Source organism: Streptomyces sp. NBC_01224 (assembly GCF_036002945.1).
GTDB lineage: Bacteria > Actinomycetota > Actinomycetes > Streptomycetales > Streptomycetaceae > Streptomyces.
Genome location: NZ_CP108529.1, coordinates 8,989,000 through 9,005,683, shown reverse-complemented (window position 1 = coordinate 9,005,683; position 16,684 = coordinate 8,989,000). Strand labels below are relative to the sequence as shown.

The following is a 16,684-nucleotide window of genomic DNA, read 5'->3' as shown; positions in this document are numbered from 1 at the left end:
GCCGAAGGGGCAGGGTGATCAGAAGGCTGCCTGAGCCTTATCGAGCGCCTTCTCCAGGTTGGCGTCCACGAGCCCCGGTGCACCGGAGACGATCACCAGGACGTTGCCAGTCCGGAATCGATGACCGGCATCGGGCCCAGGCGGTCGGCAATGCGCTGCAGCGCGATGGCGAGACGGCGTTCGCTTCGATGTAGATCGTGCCCGCGCCGGCCATGACGAGCTCGGCTACCCGGGCGGCATTCTTCCCCGCGGCGGCAGGAGGACACAGGGAGAGCAGCACGTCGGATCGCGAGACGAGCTCAGGCAGTGCCTCGGGTTCGAGGCCCACGCGCTCGGCCCGGCTGCGGGATGTATCGCTGCGTCCGTCGGGGCACCACAGCACGATGTGGCCGCGGGCGCGCAGCTGGGCGCCGAAGGAGGATCCCATGCTGCCGGGGTGCAGCAGCCCGATGGTGTCCGTCATGTCGTGGTCCTCACGGGGTCGGCGGAGTGCAGAAGCAACAGGTCGACAGCGGCGCGGTGCATGCGGTACCACGTGGTCCGGCCCAGGATCGTCCGATGGCCAGGAGCCGCCGTTGCTGATCCAGATGGTGTGCAGCCCCGCTGAGCGTCCACCCGCCGATGTCGTTGACCGGGTTGCCGCACCGACCATCCAGCCGCCATCGCCCAGCACGGTGCCGCAGCTGGCCGCTACAAGAGCGAAGTGCCGGGCCTGCGGTTTGCGCGCGTCGGCCTCCTCGGAGACGAATACTCCATCCACGCGCTCGGAGATACCGGTGGCCCGCAGCTTGGCACGCTGGATGTCCACCGCGCGTTGGCCGCCACCCCTACTCGCCAGCCGCCCGCACGCAGCTCGTCCAAGCCGTCGAGGACCTCGGCCGGGCACGACACCAAGGCTGCGATGCCGTCGCAGTACGCACGCCACAACTCTGCCGTCGACGTGGAGAGCCGGTACCACCCCGACGGTGCGTCCCCAGGTCGGGCTGCTCAGGGACTGGGCAGGCTGAGCTCGCCGGTGGACAGCTCGCTCTGCATCAGATCCCGGCAACTCCGGCTCTCCCGTTCAAGGAGGGCCATCGCCTCCTCCTTGCTCGTCCCCTCCCTCGCCACGTACACCTCGGCAGCAACCGCCCGAGCCCTGAGCCACTGCTGCTCCAGAAACTCAACCAATTGGGCAGCACTTGCCTCCGGGTGCAGCTCCAACCAGGTGGCGGCCAACTGATGGCCGAACGCAAGCGTCATGGCGTTGGTGATGACTGCGTGATCTTGGGCTGCATTTCGACGAGACACGGGGACCACCATGCCAACAGGAGGAGGGCCGCGCAGCCCCTTCTCGTAAGACAGGCATCTTGAACTTCATGTTGGCCCACGAGCATCTCGCCTGTATGGCCAGACAGGCGACCGCTCCGTGCGCGGTGGTCTCAGCTCTGGTCTCATTCGCCCCCGTCCGGCGCCGTCCGGAAACCCTTCCATGGCACTGCGGCAGCTGCTCGAACGCTTCCGTCCGAGCTGGTTCACCCTCGCCTACCAGCCCGGACTCAGCAATCTCGACCGCCCGTCGGTCGCCGCCCTGGTGAAGGAGTACGACGGACGCGTCATCAGTGACAACGGCCAGCGGTACCGCCACGGGAAACTCGTCGAGTTGGCCTCTGGCGGGCAACGGTGGGCCCTGACCGGCAGCCCAAACCTTTCCGCCGCAGCCCTGCTGCTTTCCCAGGGCGAGGGCAGCAACTGCGAACCCGGCGTCATGACCCCCATCACCTCCACCATCCTTCCTGTCGGCACCGAGGAGCCCGCTGCCCGGCGGCGCACGGTCGCGCCCCTCCCCCGCCCCACCGACGGCAGTGGACCGCTGTTGCTCGGCGCCTTACGCGTATCGGACGGCCTGGAGATCAGCATGGCCCGGCCCCTCTCCGACACCGCTCATCCGGAGTTGCTGTGACGGCTCCGGCGGATGCTGGCAGCTGTGTGCGCCTTGTCGTCGTCGGTAGCGACGGCGTGCCGAGCTTCGGCAACATCGTGTTCGTCGTCGGCCCTAACCGTGCGCTGCGCCGAATGCCCCCGGCCCAGTCCCAGGCCCCCACGACACGGCCACCCGGCCTGTTCACGGACCCCCGGCTCGCCGAACGGTTCCTGGGCGACCGGGAAACCCTCCGTACGGGACTGCCCCCGCCCCAGCAGGCGTATCCGCGAGCAGCATCACCGGCGGTGCTGTCGCGACGGTCCTGCTGGACGGCGACGAGGGCGGCTGGGAGCGTTATCTGGACGAGTGCGCCGGGCGCGTCGGGCACCCGCTCACGCGCTTCGCGCTGGGGTTCCCCCTACCCGCCGACACTGGCACGCCCTTTCAAGACCTGCTGCCCGTCACCTGGGACGAGCGGTTCACCGACGACATCGAAGCCGCCTTCGACGAGGACGACGCCGAGGCCGTGGCAGCGGAGCACGACCCCGAGGCAGCCGGTGCCGAAGCTGGCGCTGCCGCCCTGCCCAATCTCCGGCAGGCCGACCAGGAAGTAGGCCGCCGATACCGCCGCTGGGTGGAACGCCTTGTCGCCCTCGCTCCCCACCTGGGCCCTCCGGAACGCATGCTCGTCGTCCGGCTGCCCCTTTGGACCGTCGCGGCAGGCGCCTGGCCTCCGGCAAACACAGACTGGCTGCCACTGCTCCCACGCTCCGTCCGCGCACTGGACCGGCACGGCCTCCCCGAGCGGATCGAGCCCCAGCTCGGCAGCCTCCCCGCAGTCGCCCTTGCCGTGCTCCGAAGCAACGCCCCACGCTACGAGATCACCCCTGAGGCCCTCGCCTTCAACGAAGCCTCTCAGGCAGTCGGCCACCTGCTTCCCGCAGTGGATTCCGCGTACGTCACGGAGTACACGGCGCTGCTCGACGCGGCCTTCGGCCCGTCCGTCGACCAGGCATCGGTGTTCGATGTCGCGTCGGACGTCGTCCAGGACGATCCCCTCACCGACGCCGTATGGACTCTCACCGAGAAGAACCGCGACGTACACCATCACGGGAAGTTGCTACTCCACGCCACCGGCCGCTTCAGCAACCCCACGCTGGTAGGACTGGAAGCAGTCGGTGCCGCCGAAGACGCGCCCTGTCGGCGCGCTGGAAGCGGCACTCCTGGAGCGGGCCCGTCTGCAGGTCTCTGCGGGTCGACATTCCCGGCCAGGGACCACAGGCGCTCGAAGACCTGTCCGTTGAAGCCGCTGAACTCACCGGCGTCCTGACCGAGGCTGAGATCGAGCGGCTGACCGAACACCCGGCCCTCCCATACGCCGCGCGGGACTCGGCAGGCCGCTACCGCCACGTCCTGGAAGACTGGGCAGACCACGGTGCACTCGAGCCGGTGTCGGTCGACGTGTGGGACGCCCTGGAGCTCCTGGGGGACGAGGGCCGCTCCCTCGAAAGCGCCATCGAGCTGGCCGCCGTGGGTGTGGCATCCGGGTGGGCAGACGACCGGCTGCGCGCGCCAACGGGCCTGGGCGGACTCGGCGAGCTTGAACACCATCGCCAGGGCCGCGGCCGGGCTGCCGGCGCCGCGGGTGACCCTGGTCCGCAGCTTTACCGTGCTGAAGGTCGACTTCACCGTGCTGAAGGTCGACTCGATCGGATTTGTCGTGCCCAGGTGGACCCAGTGCTCGGCCGGGAAGTCGTAGAACGCCAGGAGTTCATCGACGTCGTCGGTGATCTTCTTGACGGCCTTGGGCCACTTCGCGCCGTATGCGCGCCCGAAGTCCTTCACCGCCTTCTCGGCGTGATCGCGGTCCTCGGCGTTGTAGATCTCCTGCAGCGCCTTCTTCGCGCCGGGCTGGGCCGATTTCGGCAGGGCGTTGACCACGTTCCGGGCTTTGTGAACCCAGCACCTTTGATGTCTGGCCTGCGGAAACACCTCGGCCAGGGCCCGCCACAGACCCATGGCTCCGTCGCCGACGACGAGCTCGGGATCGCGCATGCCGCGCCGGCGGCAGTCCCGCAGAAGGTCGGCCCAGGACTCAGTCGACTCGCGCAGACCCTCGGCGAGCGCGATCAGCTCCTTACTGCCGTCGGTGCGCACGCCCATGAGGACCAGGACGCAGGAGCGGGCCTGGCCGAGGCGGGGTCCAGCTCCGGGATGCGGTTGATGTCGACGACGAGTTCGGGGCGGGTGTGAGCCGAAGGGAAGCCAGGACCAGGACAGGATCTCGTCCCGGGCGACGAACAGCGGCTTGGTACAACACTTGAGTTCTTCGGCGATCTCGTTGGTGAGCCGGTCGAGCCGGGAGAGTCCTTCATCGCCATGGGGCCGCTCGGGCAGCCAGAACACCATCCCGATGTGATGTTGACGCAGCCGGTAGCCGAGGGCTGATTCCGCCCAGTCGGTGTCCACCTGCTTTTCGGCGAGGATCTCTCGTACGCGTCCGGCGCGTACAGCGGTCTGGTTGAGCAGCCAGCGGTCCCGTTCGAGCTGGTAGACCTCGATGACTCGTTCGCTGACACGGTCGATGTATCCGAAGCTCGCCTCCAGCATGCGCCGCGTGGTCGCCGCGTGGCCGCCCATGCGGAGAGCGGCCACGCGAGCACCAGCGACCCGGCCTTCTCCGCCCGCTGACCCCGCTCGCCCGCCGCGGCCTGGTACCACCGGACCGCGGCCGACGCCGCTCCACGAGCCGTTCCCTCAGGGGGCGACGTGCCGGTCCGTCTCCGCGCAGCGCTCACCCTGCGCTCCATTCGGAGTCGGGCCATGCGTACTCGTCGATGCCGGCCGGGAGCTTCCCGCACGGGGCGTAGACACTGACGGCGAGCGTCCTGGTGGGCTCGTACCAGTCCACATCAACGATGTCGTCGGTGTCCGGGTACTCGAAGCGGAACCCCATGTCGGAGACGTTCTCACCGGTGAGCCTCCAGCCCTCTCGCTCCAGCCGTCGGCGTACGCGCTCCTGGCCGGCACGCCGCCGCCGACGCCTTTGACGACGAACCCGACCACGGACTGACCGCCGAGCACACCCGCACCGCATGGGCCACCCGCCTGACCTCCTGGCTGCCGGCCACGCCGGTCAGCGTGCTGGACGTGGGCTGCGCCACCGGCTCCCTGTCCAAGCGCCGGCATCAAGGCGGGGAACTCTGACCGATTGGGCCAACCATGAGGGGCCGTGCACGGTTCGGTTTCAACAGTCGAACACCGACCAGCAGATGTCGTTGCGCAGCCGCTGGTCATCAAGTACGAGCTCGCGGATCGCCTCCGGGAGCTGATTGCGCTGCCATTGGCACTCGAGTCGTCCTGCGGTCTCGCTCTCGTCTTCCGGTGCTGCTGCACGTGCGGCCTTGATCGCGTAGGCGGCCGCGCCGAGCTCGTGCGCGGCGACGTGGGCGACGGCCCCGGCCTGGCCGGCGGCGTACGCGGCATGCCGTGCTGCCCCACGCAGGTCTCTGGCTGCCCCCATCGCATGGCCGCCCGCCGCGCGGGCCTGCATCATCTTGACCTCGCCACGTACCCAGGCCCGGGCATGCTCGATCGCCTGGCGCGGTCGCGGGTCCCCGGGCTGGGCCGACTCGAAGAGGCCAAGGACGTGCTCTGCACACGAGGCAGCCCATAGAGCGAGGAGACGGTGATCCGCATCAGTGAGAGTCCCACCACGGCGGATCGTCACGAAGCGAGGGTCGCGGACCTTCGGGAGGATCATGACGTGCACTCCCTCCTGCGCGCATCGGCGCCGCTCGCTGCGGTGTGCCCTGGCGGCCGGTCAGCCGCCTGGCGCAGGGAATGATCCAGAGTGCTCATCAGCCGGGCGACACGGCTGCTGCCGCCTGTCGCGGGTGGGTAGCGGCAGAGCACATCGATGAGCACCGGCGTCGCACGCTGCCGCGACCGTTCCAGCAGGGCATCCCCGATCGCGGGATCACCGCCCGCCTCCATCTCCCCGATGCGCGCAGCGCTCGCGCAGGCCCGCAGGATGTGGCCGACCTGGCTGACCTGGGCGATGGGGTGCAAGTATGCGGCCGATGCGGCGTCGCCGGCGGATCGCGCGGCCAGTCGCGCGGCTTCGGAGGGCGCGGACCGGGCGGCTCGATGAGCGTCGAGGGAAGTGACGCGCTGCAATTTCGTCCTGTTGGCACCGTTGATGAACGCCCAGGCCGCGTCGATTGCCGCACGGGGGCGCGGATCATCGGGAACAGCCTGCTCAAAGACCGACAGGACGTCCTCTGCGTGCCGAACCACGTAACGCGCCACGACGCGCAGTTCGTCCATCGTCAGATCGAAGTCTCCGGACATGGTGTGCGTGCTCTGTGCCATGTTCCTGAATCGTATCCTTGAACGTTCGGTGGAGACTTTTCGACGAATCCTCCGCTCACCCGTGTCGGAACCCTCAATCGGAGGTCATACGCGGCCCGTGGACCTGGCTCGTCGCCATGGCCTGCCCACGCAGGCGGTCCGCAACTACGAGGACGCCGGCATCGTCCCGCCGGCCCACCGCAGCCGGACGGGGTACCGGGACTACACCGCCGCTCATGCGGCCGGCCTCGCGGCCTACCTGGCGCTCGTCTCTGCCTTCGGCTACTCGACCAGCTGACGCATCATGCATGCCGTCACCGGCGGCCAGCTCGACGAAGCACTGCGCAGACAGACTGTCCTCCTGCTCGGCGGTGATGGAGCGCGCAGGAGAGCGGAGCTGTGCCCGCTCTCACCTCACCCGCCACGCGCCCGGCGGCTGACTGGTCCGGGCTCCGGCTTGGCGCCTGGTGAAGGTGGTCGGTCTACTCGGCAGGGAGCCGCCGGGTGTCCGCGTACATGCGTGCTTCGACTCCTGGTTCACCGGGCACTTTCCGTACGGGCCCGATCCCTGATGTGGCCCACCGCTGTTCGAGTGCGGTCATGACCGCCTGGGCGGTTGCTTCGTCGGCTGCGGAGATGTCGAGAACGACAAGCCCGGGCTCGATGAGGTGCTGCGCGTGGATCGGTTCCATGCCCGTACGGCTGTACACCGCCCTCGTCGACGCCTCCACGCACCTCCGCGGTCCCGAGCTGGATGTTCCGAGAAGGGATATTCTTCGGCCGGGGGCCAGACGAGAATCCCGGCCCGATTACGGCGGGCCGGGATTCTGTGTTGTGCGCCTGGCCGGAGGGCCCCGGCCCGATTACGGCGGGCCGGGGTTCTGCAGCATGCGCATCAGGCGGTTGCTGGTTTTAGTAATCGCCGAAGTCGCCGAAGTCGCCGCCCTCGCCCTTCTCGTCGTGGTGGCGCTTGATGACGCGGAAGCTGGCAATGACTCCGTTCTTGACCTTCACGCCGCCATTCATCTCCTCGTGGTGCTTCTTCTCGTGGTGCTCGCCGTTCTCGCAGTTCTCGTCCTCGCCCTCGCCCTTGCCCTCGCCCTTGCCCGGGCAGACGCCGTCGGCGGAGCTGTGCGGGCCGACGGTGGCGATGGGGGCGCCGTTGTCGCACACGGCTCCGCGGAAGACCTCGACCTCGTTGCGGCTGTCGTTGCGGATGTTGAAGCTCTTGGCGCCCAAGCCGCTGACGACGGTGATGCAGCCGTCGGGGCGGCCGGAGTATTCGCGCTCGTTGATGTGGATCCTGCCCTCCTCGTGATGGCGCTTGCCCTGGCGCTCGTTGCCCTCGCGCTCGTTGCCCCGGCGCTCGTTGCCTTCGTTGCCCTTGCCCGTGTTGCCGCCCTCCCCGCCCATGAGGGCCTGGGCGGGGACGGCGACCGGGGCCACCTGGGCCTGGGCCTGGGGGGCGGGGACGGCGGAGGCGTAGGTGATGCCGGTCGCGGTCAGTGCCGCGGCGGCCGCGACGGCCGTGGCGATCGCGTGGGAACGGGTCATGATCATGTCGCTTGTTCTCCTTCTCGGACTCAGAGACAGTCCCGCTGTGACAGCCGGTGCGTGATTGAACGTACTAACACCCCCTATTGCTGTCATATCGAGCAAATCAGGACCCCCGGTTTCGTGGGGCTGATCGGGTACGCAGAACCCCTTTACGCCGCTCCGAAGAGAGCTGAGTGACCGTCAAATTTACTTTGAATTAGGGAGGTTGAAAGACCGTTAGCCCTTGCAGGTGATCTTCTGACGTCTACTCACCCGCTATGGCGGTGGGGTGCCGGGAAGTGTCGGCAAGTCGCTGCTTGACATGTGGCCTGTCGTAGGTTCCAAGGAGGGCCACGTGAACGGTGGCTGTCCGGCGCACGTGACCGCGCACAGCAGGGTTCGTCCAGGCCGGACGGTGACCAATGCCGGCGGGCACGGCCTACCCGCCGCGGCCTGGGCCGGCCGTCCCGAGGACTCGAGCGGGCAAGCGCCAGGACCTGCCCGGGCACGATGACCATCTGCGTGGACCGACCCGCCTCCTGTGGGCGCCGCCCACAGGATCGGAACGCCCGGGACAGCCCGCTCGGGACGGTGCGCGCACTGCGGCGGGACCGGCGACGCCCGCCCGCTGAGGGGCGCTGAGCGCCTGGTCCTCGCCGCCGTCGCCCCGTACCGCGACGTCCTCGCCCGGCAGGTCGCCCGCGAAGAAATGCAACGCCACGCCCTGGACCGCATCTCCGTCGGCCCCGACGTCGGCGAGCCGATCCCCAGCTGCGCCAGTACGCCGACGAAGCCGAGCGCATACGGCTCGGCTTCGGGGTCGGGCTTGTGGAGGTGGCCGGTGTGGAGGTCGACGACGTCGGCTGGGGTGCACAGGGCGTAGGGGTCGCCGTCCAGGACGTCGGGGTCCAGAGCGAGTGCCGGGGAGGCTTTGGCCTGGGTGAGCTCCCACCGCCCTTGGACAGCCTCGTCCTCCAACTCGTTGCCCAGGCTCGTGAACCGGTGGTCGGTGCATCGGGCCGCTGCTTGTCAGTCCGCGAAGACGGCGCGGCGCAGAGGAGGTACGGCACCACACAGCCGGAAGAGCGTCCGTGCGGCCGCTCGGATCGTACGGCTGCGCAGGGTGGCCAGGCGTAGGTACAGCGTCGCTGCCTGTACCGCGGCGAAGCCGTTCTTCAGCATCGCGCGCTCGTAGGCGGCGAGAGCGGGAAGCAGTTCCTGCTCACTGCGGCTGACCGCGACCAGTGCGCGGCGCAGTGCGTTGGCGTCGTACAGTGCGGCGTTGCCGCCGAGCCCGCCGACCGGTGGCATGGGATGGATGGCGTCGCCCAGCAGGGTCACGTTCGTGGTGGGCCAGGGTTTCACCCGCGCTGCGGCTGCGAAGTCGAACTGCTCGATGGTGTCCGGGGGCGTCTGGGCAATGAGTTCGCGCAGGTCGGGATGCCAGCCGGCCAGGCGGGAGGCGACCAGATCGCGCAACTGCTGCCCGCGCTGGCCGGTCACGTCGGCGGGCAGGGCGTGCGGGTGGGCGACGTAGGCCCACATGATGTAGTCGTCATCCTTGGTGTCCTGGATGACGAGTTCCGGGTCCAGGCCGACGGCCCGCAGCGGGGCGCCGATTCGCTCGACGACGGTGGCGCTGCCCTCCCGGCGCCGGAACACGGCGGTGAACAGGAAGTCACGCTTGGGCAGGAACATGTTCTTGGTGCTGGTCATCTCCTGGGGCAGCCAGGCCGTCTCGTGGCCGAGTGGGAGCTTGCCGCCGATCCCGACGCCGAGGGCGTGGTGCTGCTTGGCGTGTGGCAGGAGCTGCCGTCGCACGCGTGAGCGGGCGCCGTCCGCGCCGACCAGCAGGTCGCCGGTGGCCGTGGTGCCGTCGGTGAAGAAGGCGGTGACCGTGCCGTTCGCGTTCTGCTTGTAGCCGGTGAACTCCTTGTCAAAGTGGACGATGCCGTCCAGCCCTGCAAGCAGCAGCCGACGCAAGGTGATCCGGCTGACCGCATGCGTGCGTTCGGACGGGCCGAGCTTTGCGGGTGGGGCGTCCTCCCGCATCAGCAGCCGCAGCCGTTCGGTGAGCACCCTGTGCCGTTCAGAAACTCATCGCTGCTGGTCAAGCCGCGTATCTGTACTCGTTGATGACGCCGCCCAGTACTCGGGTGCGGAGGAGTCGGTGCGCGGTCAAGTCGGTCGAGGGCGCAGGGTGCTCCTGGGCCAGGGGAGGAAGTTGTCCCCGGGCCTGGTGGGGGCGATGGCCGTTGCAGTGGAAGGCGTAGACGTCGAGCACGCGTCGAGCGTGGGCTTCGTTCAGGATCAGCAGGTGGTCAAGGGCCTCGCGCCGGAGTGTCCCGATGCCCCTTTCGCAGTGCGCGTTCATCCGTGGGGCCCGCGGCGCCGTCTTCAGGGTCTCGATGCCTTCGGACGCGAAGACCGCGTCGAAGGACTCGGTGTACTTGCGGTCCCGGTCGCAGACCAAGAAGCGCAGCGACTCCAAGCGCAGGCCCAGGTCGAAGGCGAGGCTGCGGGCTTGCTGGACCGTCCACTGCGCGGTCGGATGCGCGGTCACACCAGCGATGTGCAGGCGGCGCGTGCCGTGCTCGAGGAAGACCAGCGCGTAGACCCGGCGAAGATCGACCAGGTCGATGTGCAGGAAGTCGCAGGCGATGACGCCGTCGGCCTGCACCATCAGGAACTCTCGCCACGTCGGCCCACCTCTACGGGGAGCAGGGCCTACTCCGGCAACAGTCAAGATCTCCCAGACCGTGGAGGCTCCGACCGAACCGGGCGAGATGGTCCTGGGGCAGCCAGTCGTCCAGCGACGGGGGCAGCAGCAGGACCTGGTGCGGGTCGAACGCCCTAAAACGCTTGTCCACCGCCGCCGGACGGCCCTGCGGCTGCTTCGGCCCGACCGGCTCGACCTCGAACAGACCCTCCCCACTACGCATGCCGAGATCATCCCGCACCTGATCACCCACGGCCGCTCTGCTGTCCGCCGAACAGCGAAAACCCGGTTCTCTGCTCAACGCGTGAACCGAGGGTGGAGGCTGAACGCTGAGTTCAGCGCCCGGGGCGGCTGAGTGAAGATAGGCCCCACAGCTCGGCGATGCGGCCGTCCTGTACCCGGAAGATCTCCATCATCGAGGGGAGAGCCTGTTCCTCAACTCCCGCCGGGATGCCGTGCAGGCTCGTACGGACTGCGGCTTTGTCTGCATCCACGAGCATGTCCTCGACGATGACCTGAATGTCCGGGAACATGGCGTGGAGCCCGCTCCACGCCTTCACAACGCTGTCGACGCCAACGGTGCCCAACGGGTGGCTCACGAAGTCGCCGGAGAAGATCGTCTTCGCCGCGGTGAGGTCACGGGCATTGAATGCCTCATACATGCGCTGTGCGATGGCTCTTACGTCGTCTGTCATCTCACGCTTCCTGTCCAGGACATGGGCGTGGATCAGCTTATGAGAAGAGCCGTAGCGACCTGCGCGAGATGCTGACCCCGCGAAGACAGCGAAGAACTTCGTCTCGACCGACTCGGACTCGAACAGGCTCTCCTCACCACGCATACCGAGATCATCCCGCACGAGCGATCACGAAACCCATGAGTACCGCTTACTGACCCACGCTCCTAGGACGCGGACGGCGGAGACGACCGGCTCGATCGCCACCCAGGGGACTTCCAGCAGGTTGCCGGCGGAGTTGTGGTTCCCGTCCTGGTCGCTGGCCCCCTTGAAGACCCGCCCGTGGATCACATGGCGCCCGGACGGCAGATCTGGACAGCATCCTGTGTTCAGGCCCATGACTACTGGCGGGAGGGGGTTATTCCGACCGTGCACTATTAGGGCTTTGTTAGGTCCTGTGGTGGGGTTCGGGGGTTGGTGCGGGTTGGCCGCATATCGAGCAGGCGCCGGTCCAGGTGGCCAGGAGGGCCTGGAGTTCGCGGAGGACCGCGTAGAGGGTCAGGCCGGCGCAGGGGCTTTTGGGTCGAGTCTGAGCAGGGTGCAGAAGGCCTGGGCGAGGGAGGCGAGGGTGACGTGGCGGTGCCAGCCGAGGTAGTTGCGGCCCTCGAAGTGGTCCAGGCCGAGGCCGTCCTTGAGCTCGCGGTAGTCGTGTTCAACTCTCCAGCGGATCTTGGCGATTCGCACCAGCTCGCGCAGTGGGATGTCGGCGGGCAGCGTCGAGAGCCAGTAGTCGGTGGGCTCGGCAGAGTCGGGAGGCCACTCGACGAGCAGCCAGCATTCGGGCAGGGAGCCGTCGGCGGCGCGGCGGATGGACCGGTTGGCCGGGCGGACCCGTAGGGCCAGGAATTGCGAGCGCATCTCGGCCCGTGGGTTGTGCTTGGTGGCCTTGCTGCCCTGACGCCAGGTAACGGTGCGGGTGGCCGCTTGCCCGGCGGCCAGGGCCAGCACGCGCAGGGTGGTGTGCGGCTGGGGGTAGGCGGACACGGGAGGGCGGCCCTGCCCGGAGTACGGCGGACGCTCGGGCGTGGCGTCGCCCGGGTGCGCGGTCGTGGTGGCCTTGACCGCGACCGCGTAGGTCAGGCCTCGTTCGGTCAGACCCTCTCGAAAGCCCGTGGCGTCGCCGTATCCGGCATCGGCGACGACCGGCAGGCCCGGCAACTCCCAGTCCCCGCGAACCTCGTCGAGCATGTCCAGGGCCAGGCGCCACTTCTCCCGGTGGCGAGCAGTCTCGGGGATGCCGGCCTTGGCGCGGCGCCGGCGGATCGCCGAAGCCAGCAGCGCGTCCTCGGTATGTTTGGTGTCGTCCCAGCCCTCGGGCAGGAACAGACGCCAGTCGACGGCCGAGGAGGCGCGGTCGCTGACCAGGTTCACACTGACCCCGATCTGGCAGTTGCCCCGCTTGCCCAGCGCGCCGCAGTACATCCGCGCCACCCCTGGCGAGTCGTAGCCGTCCTTGGGGAAGCCGACATCGTCAATCGCGTACGCCTCGGGCGAGATGTGCGCCGCGGCCCAACGGGCCAGCCGCTCACGGACCTTGGCGTAGTCCCAGGTGGAGGAGGACACGAACTGCTGGAGCTGCTGGTGGTCCACGCCCAGGCGCTCGGCCATCGGCTGCATCGACTTGCGCTTGCCGTCCAGCATCAGCCCGCGCAGGTACAACTCACCCTTGGCCCGCTGGTCCCGACGCGCCAACGAGCCCAGCATCTCGGCCGCGAACGCCTCCAGACGCGGACGGACCTCTTCCATCTCCTCAGGAGTCACAACTGAAAGAAGATCACAATCTATCCAACGAGGATCACTTGGGGTACCTAACAAAGCCCTACTATTCCCCTGATGAGGATCTTCGAGATCGAGAATGAACCCTCAAGCATGCTCGCCTCCCCACTTGCTCCAGGCTTCAACGAGGGGCTGCGGCAGAGCCGAGAGTTCGGAGCCTTGTCTTGCTGGTCAGTCAGTCGTTACGCGGGAGCTGCGTCTCGGCGGGGAACAGGATCGGGCTGAGCAGGTGGCGGGTGCGTTCCGGTGAGGGGCCATGGGTCATGCGGGCCGTGATCACCTCGCGCATCTCGCCGATCATCTCGGTGAGTTCATCCCGGCTGAGCCAGAGTGCGTGCTGGCGGAAACCCACCAAGTCGGCGACCGGGTCGGCCCCGTCCCGGTCGAGGTAGGCGTTGAACTCGGCCAGCAAGGTGGCCATGGCCACGGCGAAGCCCCGCTGGTAGTCCTCCGGCGACAGCGACGCGGCCGTTCCGGCGTCGATCACGGCCCGGTCGCGATGCAGCTGGTAGCGGCGCTCGACGGAGCCGCGCACCCGCTGTTCGCCCTCCACGGCCAACAGTCCACCGTCGGCCAGGAGGCCGACATGCCGGTAGACGGTGGCCTTTGAGACGTCGGGCAGCAGGGCGCAGAGCTCGGTGGTCGTGCGTGTCCGCCCGTCGTGCATGGCGTGCACGATGCGCATCCGTACCGGGTGCAGAAGGAGCTCAACCGTGTCCATGGATGTATATTCTCATCCTCAATACCTTTCTCAAAATTGAGACTACTGAGAATGAGGTCACCGACCATGTCGCACTCGTCACCCACTCCCGGCCCTCAAGCCGCCCTGGCCGAGCCTCCGCTGGGGCACCTGTACGAAGTCGGGGTACGGCGGCTGATGCTGCACCGCACCGGTACCGGAGGCCCGGCCGTGGTGTTCCTGCCGGGGGCCGGGCAGGTCGGCCTCGACTACCTGAACATCCACGACCGGGCGGCGGAGCTGACTACCAGCGTGCTCTACGACCGCGCCGGCACCGGCTGGAGCCAAGGGGCCAAACTGCCCCGCACCGCCGCAGAAGTCACCGGTGAACTCCGCGACCTGCTGTGCGCCGCCGGCGTACCTGCCCCGTACCTGCTGGTGGGCCACTCCCTGGGCGGAGCCTACGCACGCCACTTCGCGCAGCGATTCCCCGACGAGACGGCCGGGCTGCTCCTCATGGACCCCTTCCACGAGGACCTCCACGACCGCGCACCCCGGCAAGCGCGAGAGAAGCTGGCGCAGCTGCACGCTCACGAGATTCCGGAGCTGACTCAGGAACAGCTGCAGCAGGCCCGGGACCAGGCCGCACCACTCTTTGCGAAGTGGCCCGTCGCTGTCCGCCGACCGCTCATCGAGCACCACGTCACGGCGGCGTGGAAGGCCGGCCTGCACGAGGACCGGAACCTCTACGACGTGGTCTCCGGTGAGCTCCGGCACGCATCGGACCTGCCCGATGTGCCGCTGATCGTGCTCACCGCCCTGGGGTACGACGCGGCGCAGGCGCATCTGTGGCCGGAAGGAGTGCTGCGCGAGATCAACGACGCCAAGACCACGCTGCACACGCAATTGGCCTCCTCGGTCCTGCGCGGCGAGCACCGGGTCCTGGAGAATGCCGGCCACGGTTGGCTCCACGAGGAGCGCCAGGACGCCGTGTTCCAGGCGATCGCTGACCTCCTCGACAGAGCAGCGTGACGCATGCGCCATCACCCCTTCTTCTCCCGCTTGTTGGCCTCGTCCTCGGCTCGGGCGGCGAGGTACTCGGCCCAGTCGCGTCGGGCGTAGGCGACCCAGCGGAGTGCGGTGTGGCGGTGCATCCCGGTCACGTCGGCGAGGATCGGGCTGGGGAGATCAGCGGCGAGGGCGGCCAGGACCCTGCCACAGCAGGTCCAGTCCGCGCTCGGCAACGTCGCCCAGGCACTCATGCTGCCCGGTCCATCGGCGGCGCCGTCGGCCAGCTCACTGGCACCCAGGCCACCGCGCTGCGCGAACGCCGCCAGACCGTACGCGCCCTGGCCGGCTGCTCCCTGCTCGCGGACCTCCTGGACGCCGAGCCGGACATCGACGCCCAGTCGTGCTACTCGTACCTGCTCGCCTGGGAGCTCACCCGGATCCCGACCGAGAAAGCCGTGGTGCCCGTGGTCCTGCTGGACACCTTCGAGGACACCGGCGACCGGACCCACCGCGACCTGGAACGGCTGATGCCTAACGCGTTCTTCATCGTCACCGGCCGCAGCCGCCTCCAGTGGGCCGACCCCGCCCTGCAGGGCCAGCTCGACTACACCGGCCCCACCGTCTGGCCCGGCCTGGCCCAGCAGGCGGTTCCCGGCCCGCGCCCCCGGGAACGGGCGGCAGGTCCGCATCGGCGACTTCAGCCCGCAGGACTGCGACGACTACCTCGCCCGCTGCCTGGTCCGCGACGGGCAGCCCCCATCAGCGCCGAACTGCGGGCCGTCATCACCGACCACTCCCACGGCCTGCCCCTCTACCTCGATCTCGCCGTGCTCCGCTTCCTGGAACTGCGGCGGTCCGGACATACCCCCCGCACCGGCGGACTTCAACGCCGACTTCCCCGCGCTGATCACCCGCACCCTGGCCGACCTCACCCCCGACGAGCACCACATCCTGCGGTCGGTGTCCCTGCTGGATGCCTTTCGACCTTGGCCTGGCCACCGCCACAGCCGGCCTCCCCCACCAGGCGGCGGCCGCCCGGCTTGCCGAGCGGCCCTTCGTCCGCGAGAACCCGTACGCGCTGTGGCCGTACCACCTGCACGCCCTGACCCGCTCCACCCTGCGCACCGCGGACAACGCCACCGACGACCGCTGGACCGACGCCGACTGGACGGCCGCCGCCACCCCCGCCCTGGCCCGCGACCACCGGCTCGACCTCGGCTGGCTCACCGACGCCGCGTACGCATACACCGACGACTACGTCTGGGAACCCCTTCCGCTCCCCTCACGCACCGAGACCGACGACGAGCCCACGACACCTGTGGACGCGACCGCGTCACGCCCAGATCGATCAGTAGTTGGGAGACCATCTTCGACGTCATCGAGGTGCCGCGGTCCGCGTGCACGGTCTGGGGCACCATGCCGTTGCGGGCGATGTTCCCGCGGATCAGCTCCTCGGCCCGCACAGCTGATTCGGCTCGCTCGACGGTGTGGCCGACGATATACCGGCTGAAGATGTCGATGATCACGTAGGCGTGATACCAGACGCCCTTGGCCGGCCCGGCAGCCTTGGTGATGTCCCAGGTGAACACCTGCGAGGGCCCGGTGGCGACCAGCTCGGGCACCGCCTTGGCCAGATGGGTGGCCTGCCGTCGGCGCTCACCGGACTGATCCTGCTCGCGCAGGATCCGGTACATCGTCGAGACGGAGCAGTGATAGCGCCCGGCATCCAGCCCGCGGGCCCAGATCTGCGCGGGCGCCAGCTCGGCGTACTCGTCACCGTTCATCAACTCGAGTACCGCAGACCGCTCTTCGGCCGTCAGGGCCGATGGTTGCATCTGCGGGGCACGTGTTCTGCGTGGTGGTGCCGGCCGGAGCCGACGGTAATGCGTGGCGCGGGAGCGGCCGGTCAGCCGGCAGGCGGCCGTGATGCCCAGCTGAACCTCGACGCTGGTGAACGCCTCGTCCACGACAGG

General features: G+C 68.7%; 18 protein-coding genes and 4 pseudogenes. 4 read left to right on the top strand and 18 right to left on the bottom strand.

Annotated features, from left to right (window positions below; genetic code table 11):
* Nucleotides 1–37: 37 nt before the first annotated feature.
* Together OG609_RS40795 and OG609_RS40790 are read right to left on the bottom strand one after the other, a co-directional pair.
* On the bottom strand, nt 38–463 hold the full coding sequence (locus tag OG609_RS40795) for a hypothetical protein (protein WP_327277406.1): 426 nt from the start codon (nt 461–463) through the stop codon (nt 38–40).
* Nucleotides 464–987: 524 nt separating this feature from the next.
* Nucleotides 988–1,242 (bottom strand): hypothetical protein, encoded by a 255-nt coding sequence (locus OG609_RS40790; protein ID WP_327277405.1) that lies wholly within the window; start codon nt 1,240–1,242, stop codon nt 988–990.
* A gap of 229 nt (nt 1,243–1,471) precedes the next feature.
* Between OG609_RS40790 and OG609_RS40785 the strand changes: the two genes are divergently transcribed.
* Nucleotides 1,472–1,942 (top strand): hypothetical protein, encoded by a 471-nt coding sequence (locus OG609_RS40785; protein ID WP_327277404.1) that lies wholly within the window; start codon nt 1,472–1,474, stop codon nt 1,940–1,942.
* Nucleotides 1,943–2,321: 379 nt separating this feature from the next.
* Here the strand turns inward: OG609_RS40785 and OG609_RS40780 are convergent, their stop codons facing one another.
* The 3 genes and pseudogenes from OG609_RS40780 to OG609_RS40770 form a co-directional block, all read right to left on the bottom strand.
* On the bottom strand, nt 2,322–3,014 hold the full coding sequence (locus tag OG609_RS40780; protein WP_327277403.1) for a hypothetical protein: 693 nt from the start codon (nt 3,012–3,014) through the stop codon (nt 2,322–2,324).
* A gap of 455 nt (nt 3,015–3,469) precedes the next feature.
* Nucleotides 3,470–4,102: pseudogene (locus tag OG609_RS40775) on the bottom strand (IS256 family transposase); the annotation flags it as partial.
* 595 nt (nt 4,103–4,697) lie between these two features.
* A complete protein-coding gene (locus tag OG609_RS40770; RefSeq protein ID WP_327277402.1) occupies nt 4,698–4,859 on the bottom strand; it encodes a hypothetical protein in 162 nt (53 codons plus the stop codon).
* 74 nt (nt 4,860–4,933) lie between these two features.
* Between OG609_RS40770 and OG609_RS40765 the strand changes: the two are divergent.
* A pseudogene (locus OG609_RS40765) lies at nt 4,934–5,080 on the top strand (SAM-dependent methyltransferase); the annotation flags it as partial.
* A gap of 70 nt (nt 5,081–5,150) precedes the next feature.
* On the opposite strand, the gene OG609_RS40760 reads toward OG609_RS40765, so the two are convergent.
* On the bottom strand, nt 5,151–5,666 hold the full coding sequence (locus tag OG609_RS40760) for a putative immunity protein (protein WP_327277401.1): 516 nt from the start codon (nt 5,664–5,666) through the stop codon (nt 5,151–5,153).
* Nucleotides 5,663–6,232, bottom strand: a complete 570-nt coding sequence (locus OG609_RS40755) for a putative immunity protein (RefSeq protein WP_327277400.1) — start codon at nt 6,230–6,232, stop codon at nt 5,663–5,665. Before OG609_RS40755 ends, OG609_RS40760 begins: the two co-directional genes overlap by 4 nt.
* A 142-nt stretch (nt 6,233–6,374) precedes the next feature.
* Here OG609_RS40755 and OG609_RS40750 point away from each other — a divergent pair, with 142 nt between their 5' ends.
* Complete coding sequence (locus OG609_RS40750; protein ID WP_385650424.1) at nt 6,375–6,554, top strand: MerR family DNA-binding transcriptional regulator; 180 nt, start codon at nt 6,375–6,377, stop codon at nt 6,552–6,554.
* Nucleotides 6,555–6,738: 184 nt separating this feature from the next.
* Here OG609_RS40750 and OG609_RS40745 read toward each other — a convergent pair whose 3' ends face one another.
* From OG609_RS40745 to OG609_RS40705, 9 genes and pseudogenes are all read right to left on the bottom strand, one after another.
* Entirely contained in the window at nt 6,739–6,948 is a 210-nt protein-coding gene (locus tag OG609_RS40745; protein WP_327277399.1) for a DUF6207 family protein, read from the bottom strand.
* A 220-nt stretch (nt 6,949–7,168) separates the two neighbouring features.
* Nucleotides 7,169–7,816 (bottom strand): hypothetical protein, encoded by a 648-nt coding sequence (locus tag OG609_RS40740; protein ID WP_327277398.1) that lies wholly within the window; start codon nt 7,814–7,816, stop codon nt 7,169–7,171.
* A 792-nt stretch (nt 7,817–8,608) separates the two neighbouring features.
* A pseudogene (locus tag OG609_RS40735) lies at nt 8,609–8,737 on the bottom strand (hypothetical protein); the annotation flags it as partial.
* A gap of 84 nt (nt 8,738–8,821) precedes the next feature.
* A complete protein-coding gene (locus tag OG609_RS40730; RefSeq protein WP_327277397.1) occupies nt 8,822–9,871 on the bottom strand; it encodes an FAD-dependent oxidoreductase in 1,050 nt (349 codons plus the stop codon).
* A 31-nt stretch (nt 9,872–9,902) separates the two neighbouring features.
* Nucleotides 9,903–10,565, bottom strand: a pseudogene (locus OG609_RS40725) (integrase core domain-containing protein); the annotation flags it as partial.
* A gap of 281 nt (nt 10,566–10,846) precedes the next feature.
* The gene (locus OG609_RS40720; protein WP_327277396.1) at nt 10,847–11,350 is read right to left on the bottom strand and encodes an ester cyclase; all 504 of its coding nucleotides are present in this window, start codon (nt 11,348–11,350) and stop codon (nt 10,847–10,849) included.
* 24 nt (nt 11,351–11,374) lie between these two features.
* Nucleotides 11,375–11,584, bottom strand: coding sequence for a hypothetical protein (locus tag OG609_RS40715; RefSeq protein ID WP_327277395.1), 210 nt, complete (start codon nt 11,582–11,584; stop codon nt 11,375–11,377).
* Between the two features lie 159 nt (nt 11,585–11,743).
* Nucleotides 11,744–13,006: an IS701 family transposase gene (locus OG609_RS40710; protein ID WP_442817924.1), complete on the bottom strand. Its 1,263-nt coding sequence runs from the start codon at nt 13,004–13,006 to the stop codon at nt 11,744–11,746.
* A 190-nt stretch (nt 13,007–13,196) separates the two neighbouring features.
* Nucleotides 13,197–13,742 carry a helix-turn-helix domain-containing protein gene (locus tag OG609_RS40705; RefSeq protein ID WP_327277394.1) on the bottom strand — a complete coding sequence of 182 codons (546 nt, stop codon included), beginning with the start codon at nt 13,740–13,742 and terminating at the stop codon, nt 13,197–13,199.
* A gap of 66 nt (nt 13,743–13,808) precedes the next feature.
* On the opposite strand from OG609_RS40705, the gene OG609_RS40700 reads away from it, so the two are divergent.
* Entirely contained in the window at nt 13,809–14,732 is a 924-nt protein-coding gene (locus tag OG609_RS40700) for an alpha/beta hydrolase (RefSeq protein ID WP_327277393.1), read from the top strand.
* 11 nt (nt 14,733–14,743) lie between these two features.
* On the opposite strand, the gene OG609_RS40695 is transcribed toward OG609_RS40700, so the two are convergent.
* Together OG609_RS40695 and OG609_RS40690 are read right to left on the bottom strand one after the other, a co-directional pair.
* Nucleotides 14,744–15,400 carry a hypothetical protein gene (locus tag OG609_RS40695; protein ID WP_327277392.1) on the bottom strand — a complete coding sequence of 219 codons (657 nt, stop codon included), beginning with the start codon at nt 15,398–15,400 and terminating at the stop codon, nt 14,744–14,746.
* A 534-nt stretch (nt 15,401–15,934) separates the two neighbouring features.
* Nucleotides 15,935–16,678, bottom strand: coding sequence for a DDE-type integrase/transposase/recombinase (locus OG609_RS40690; protein ID WP_327277391.1), 744 nt, complete (start codon nt 16,676–16,678; stop codon nt 15,935–15,937).
* Nucleotides 16,679–16,684 lie beyond the last annotated feature (6 nt).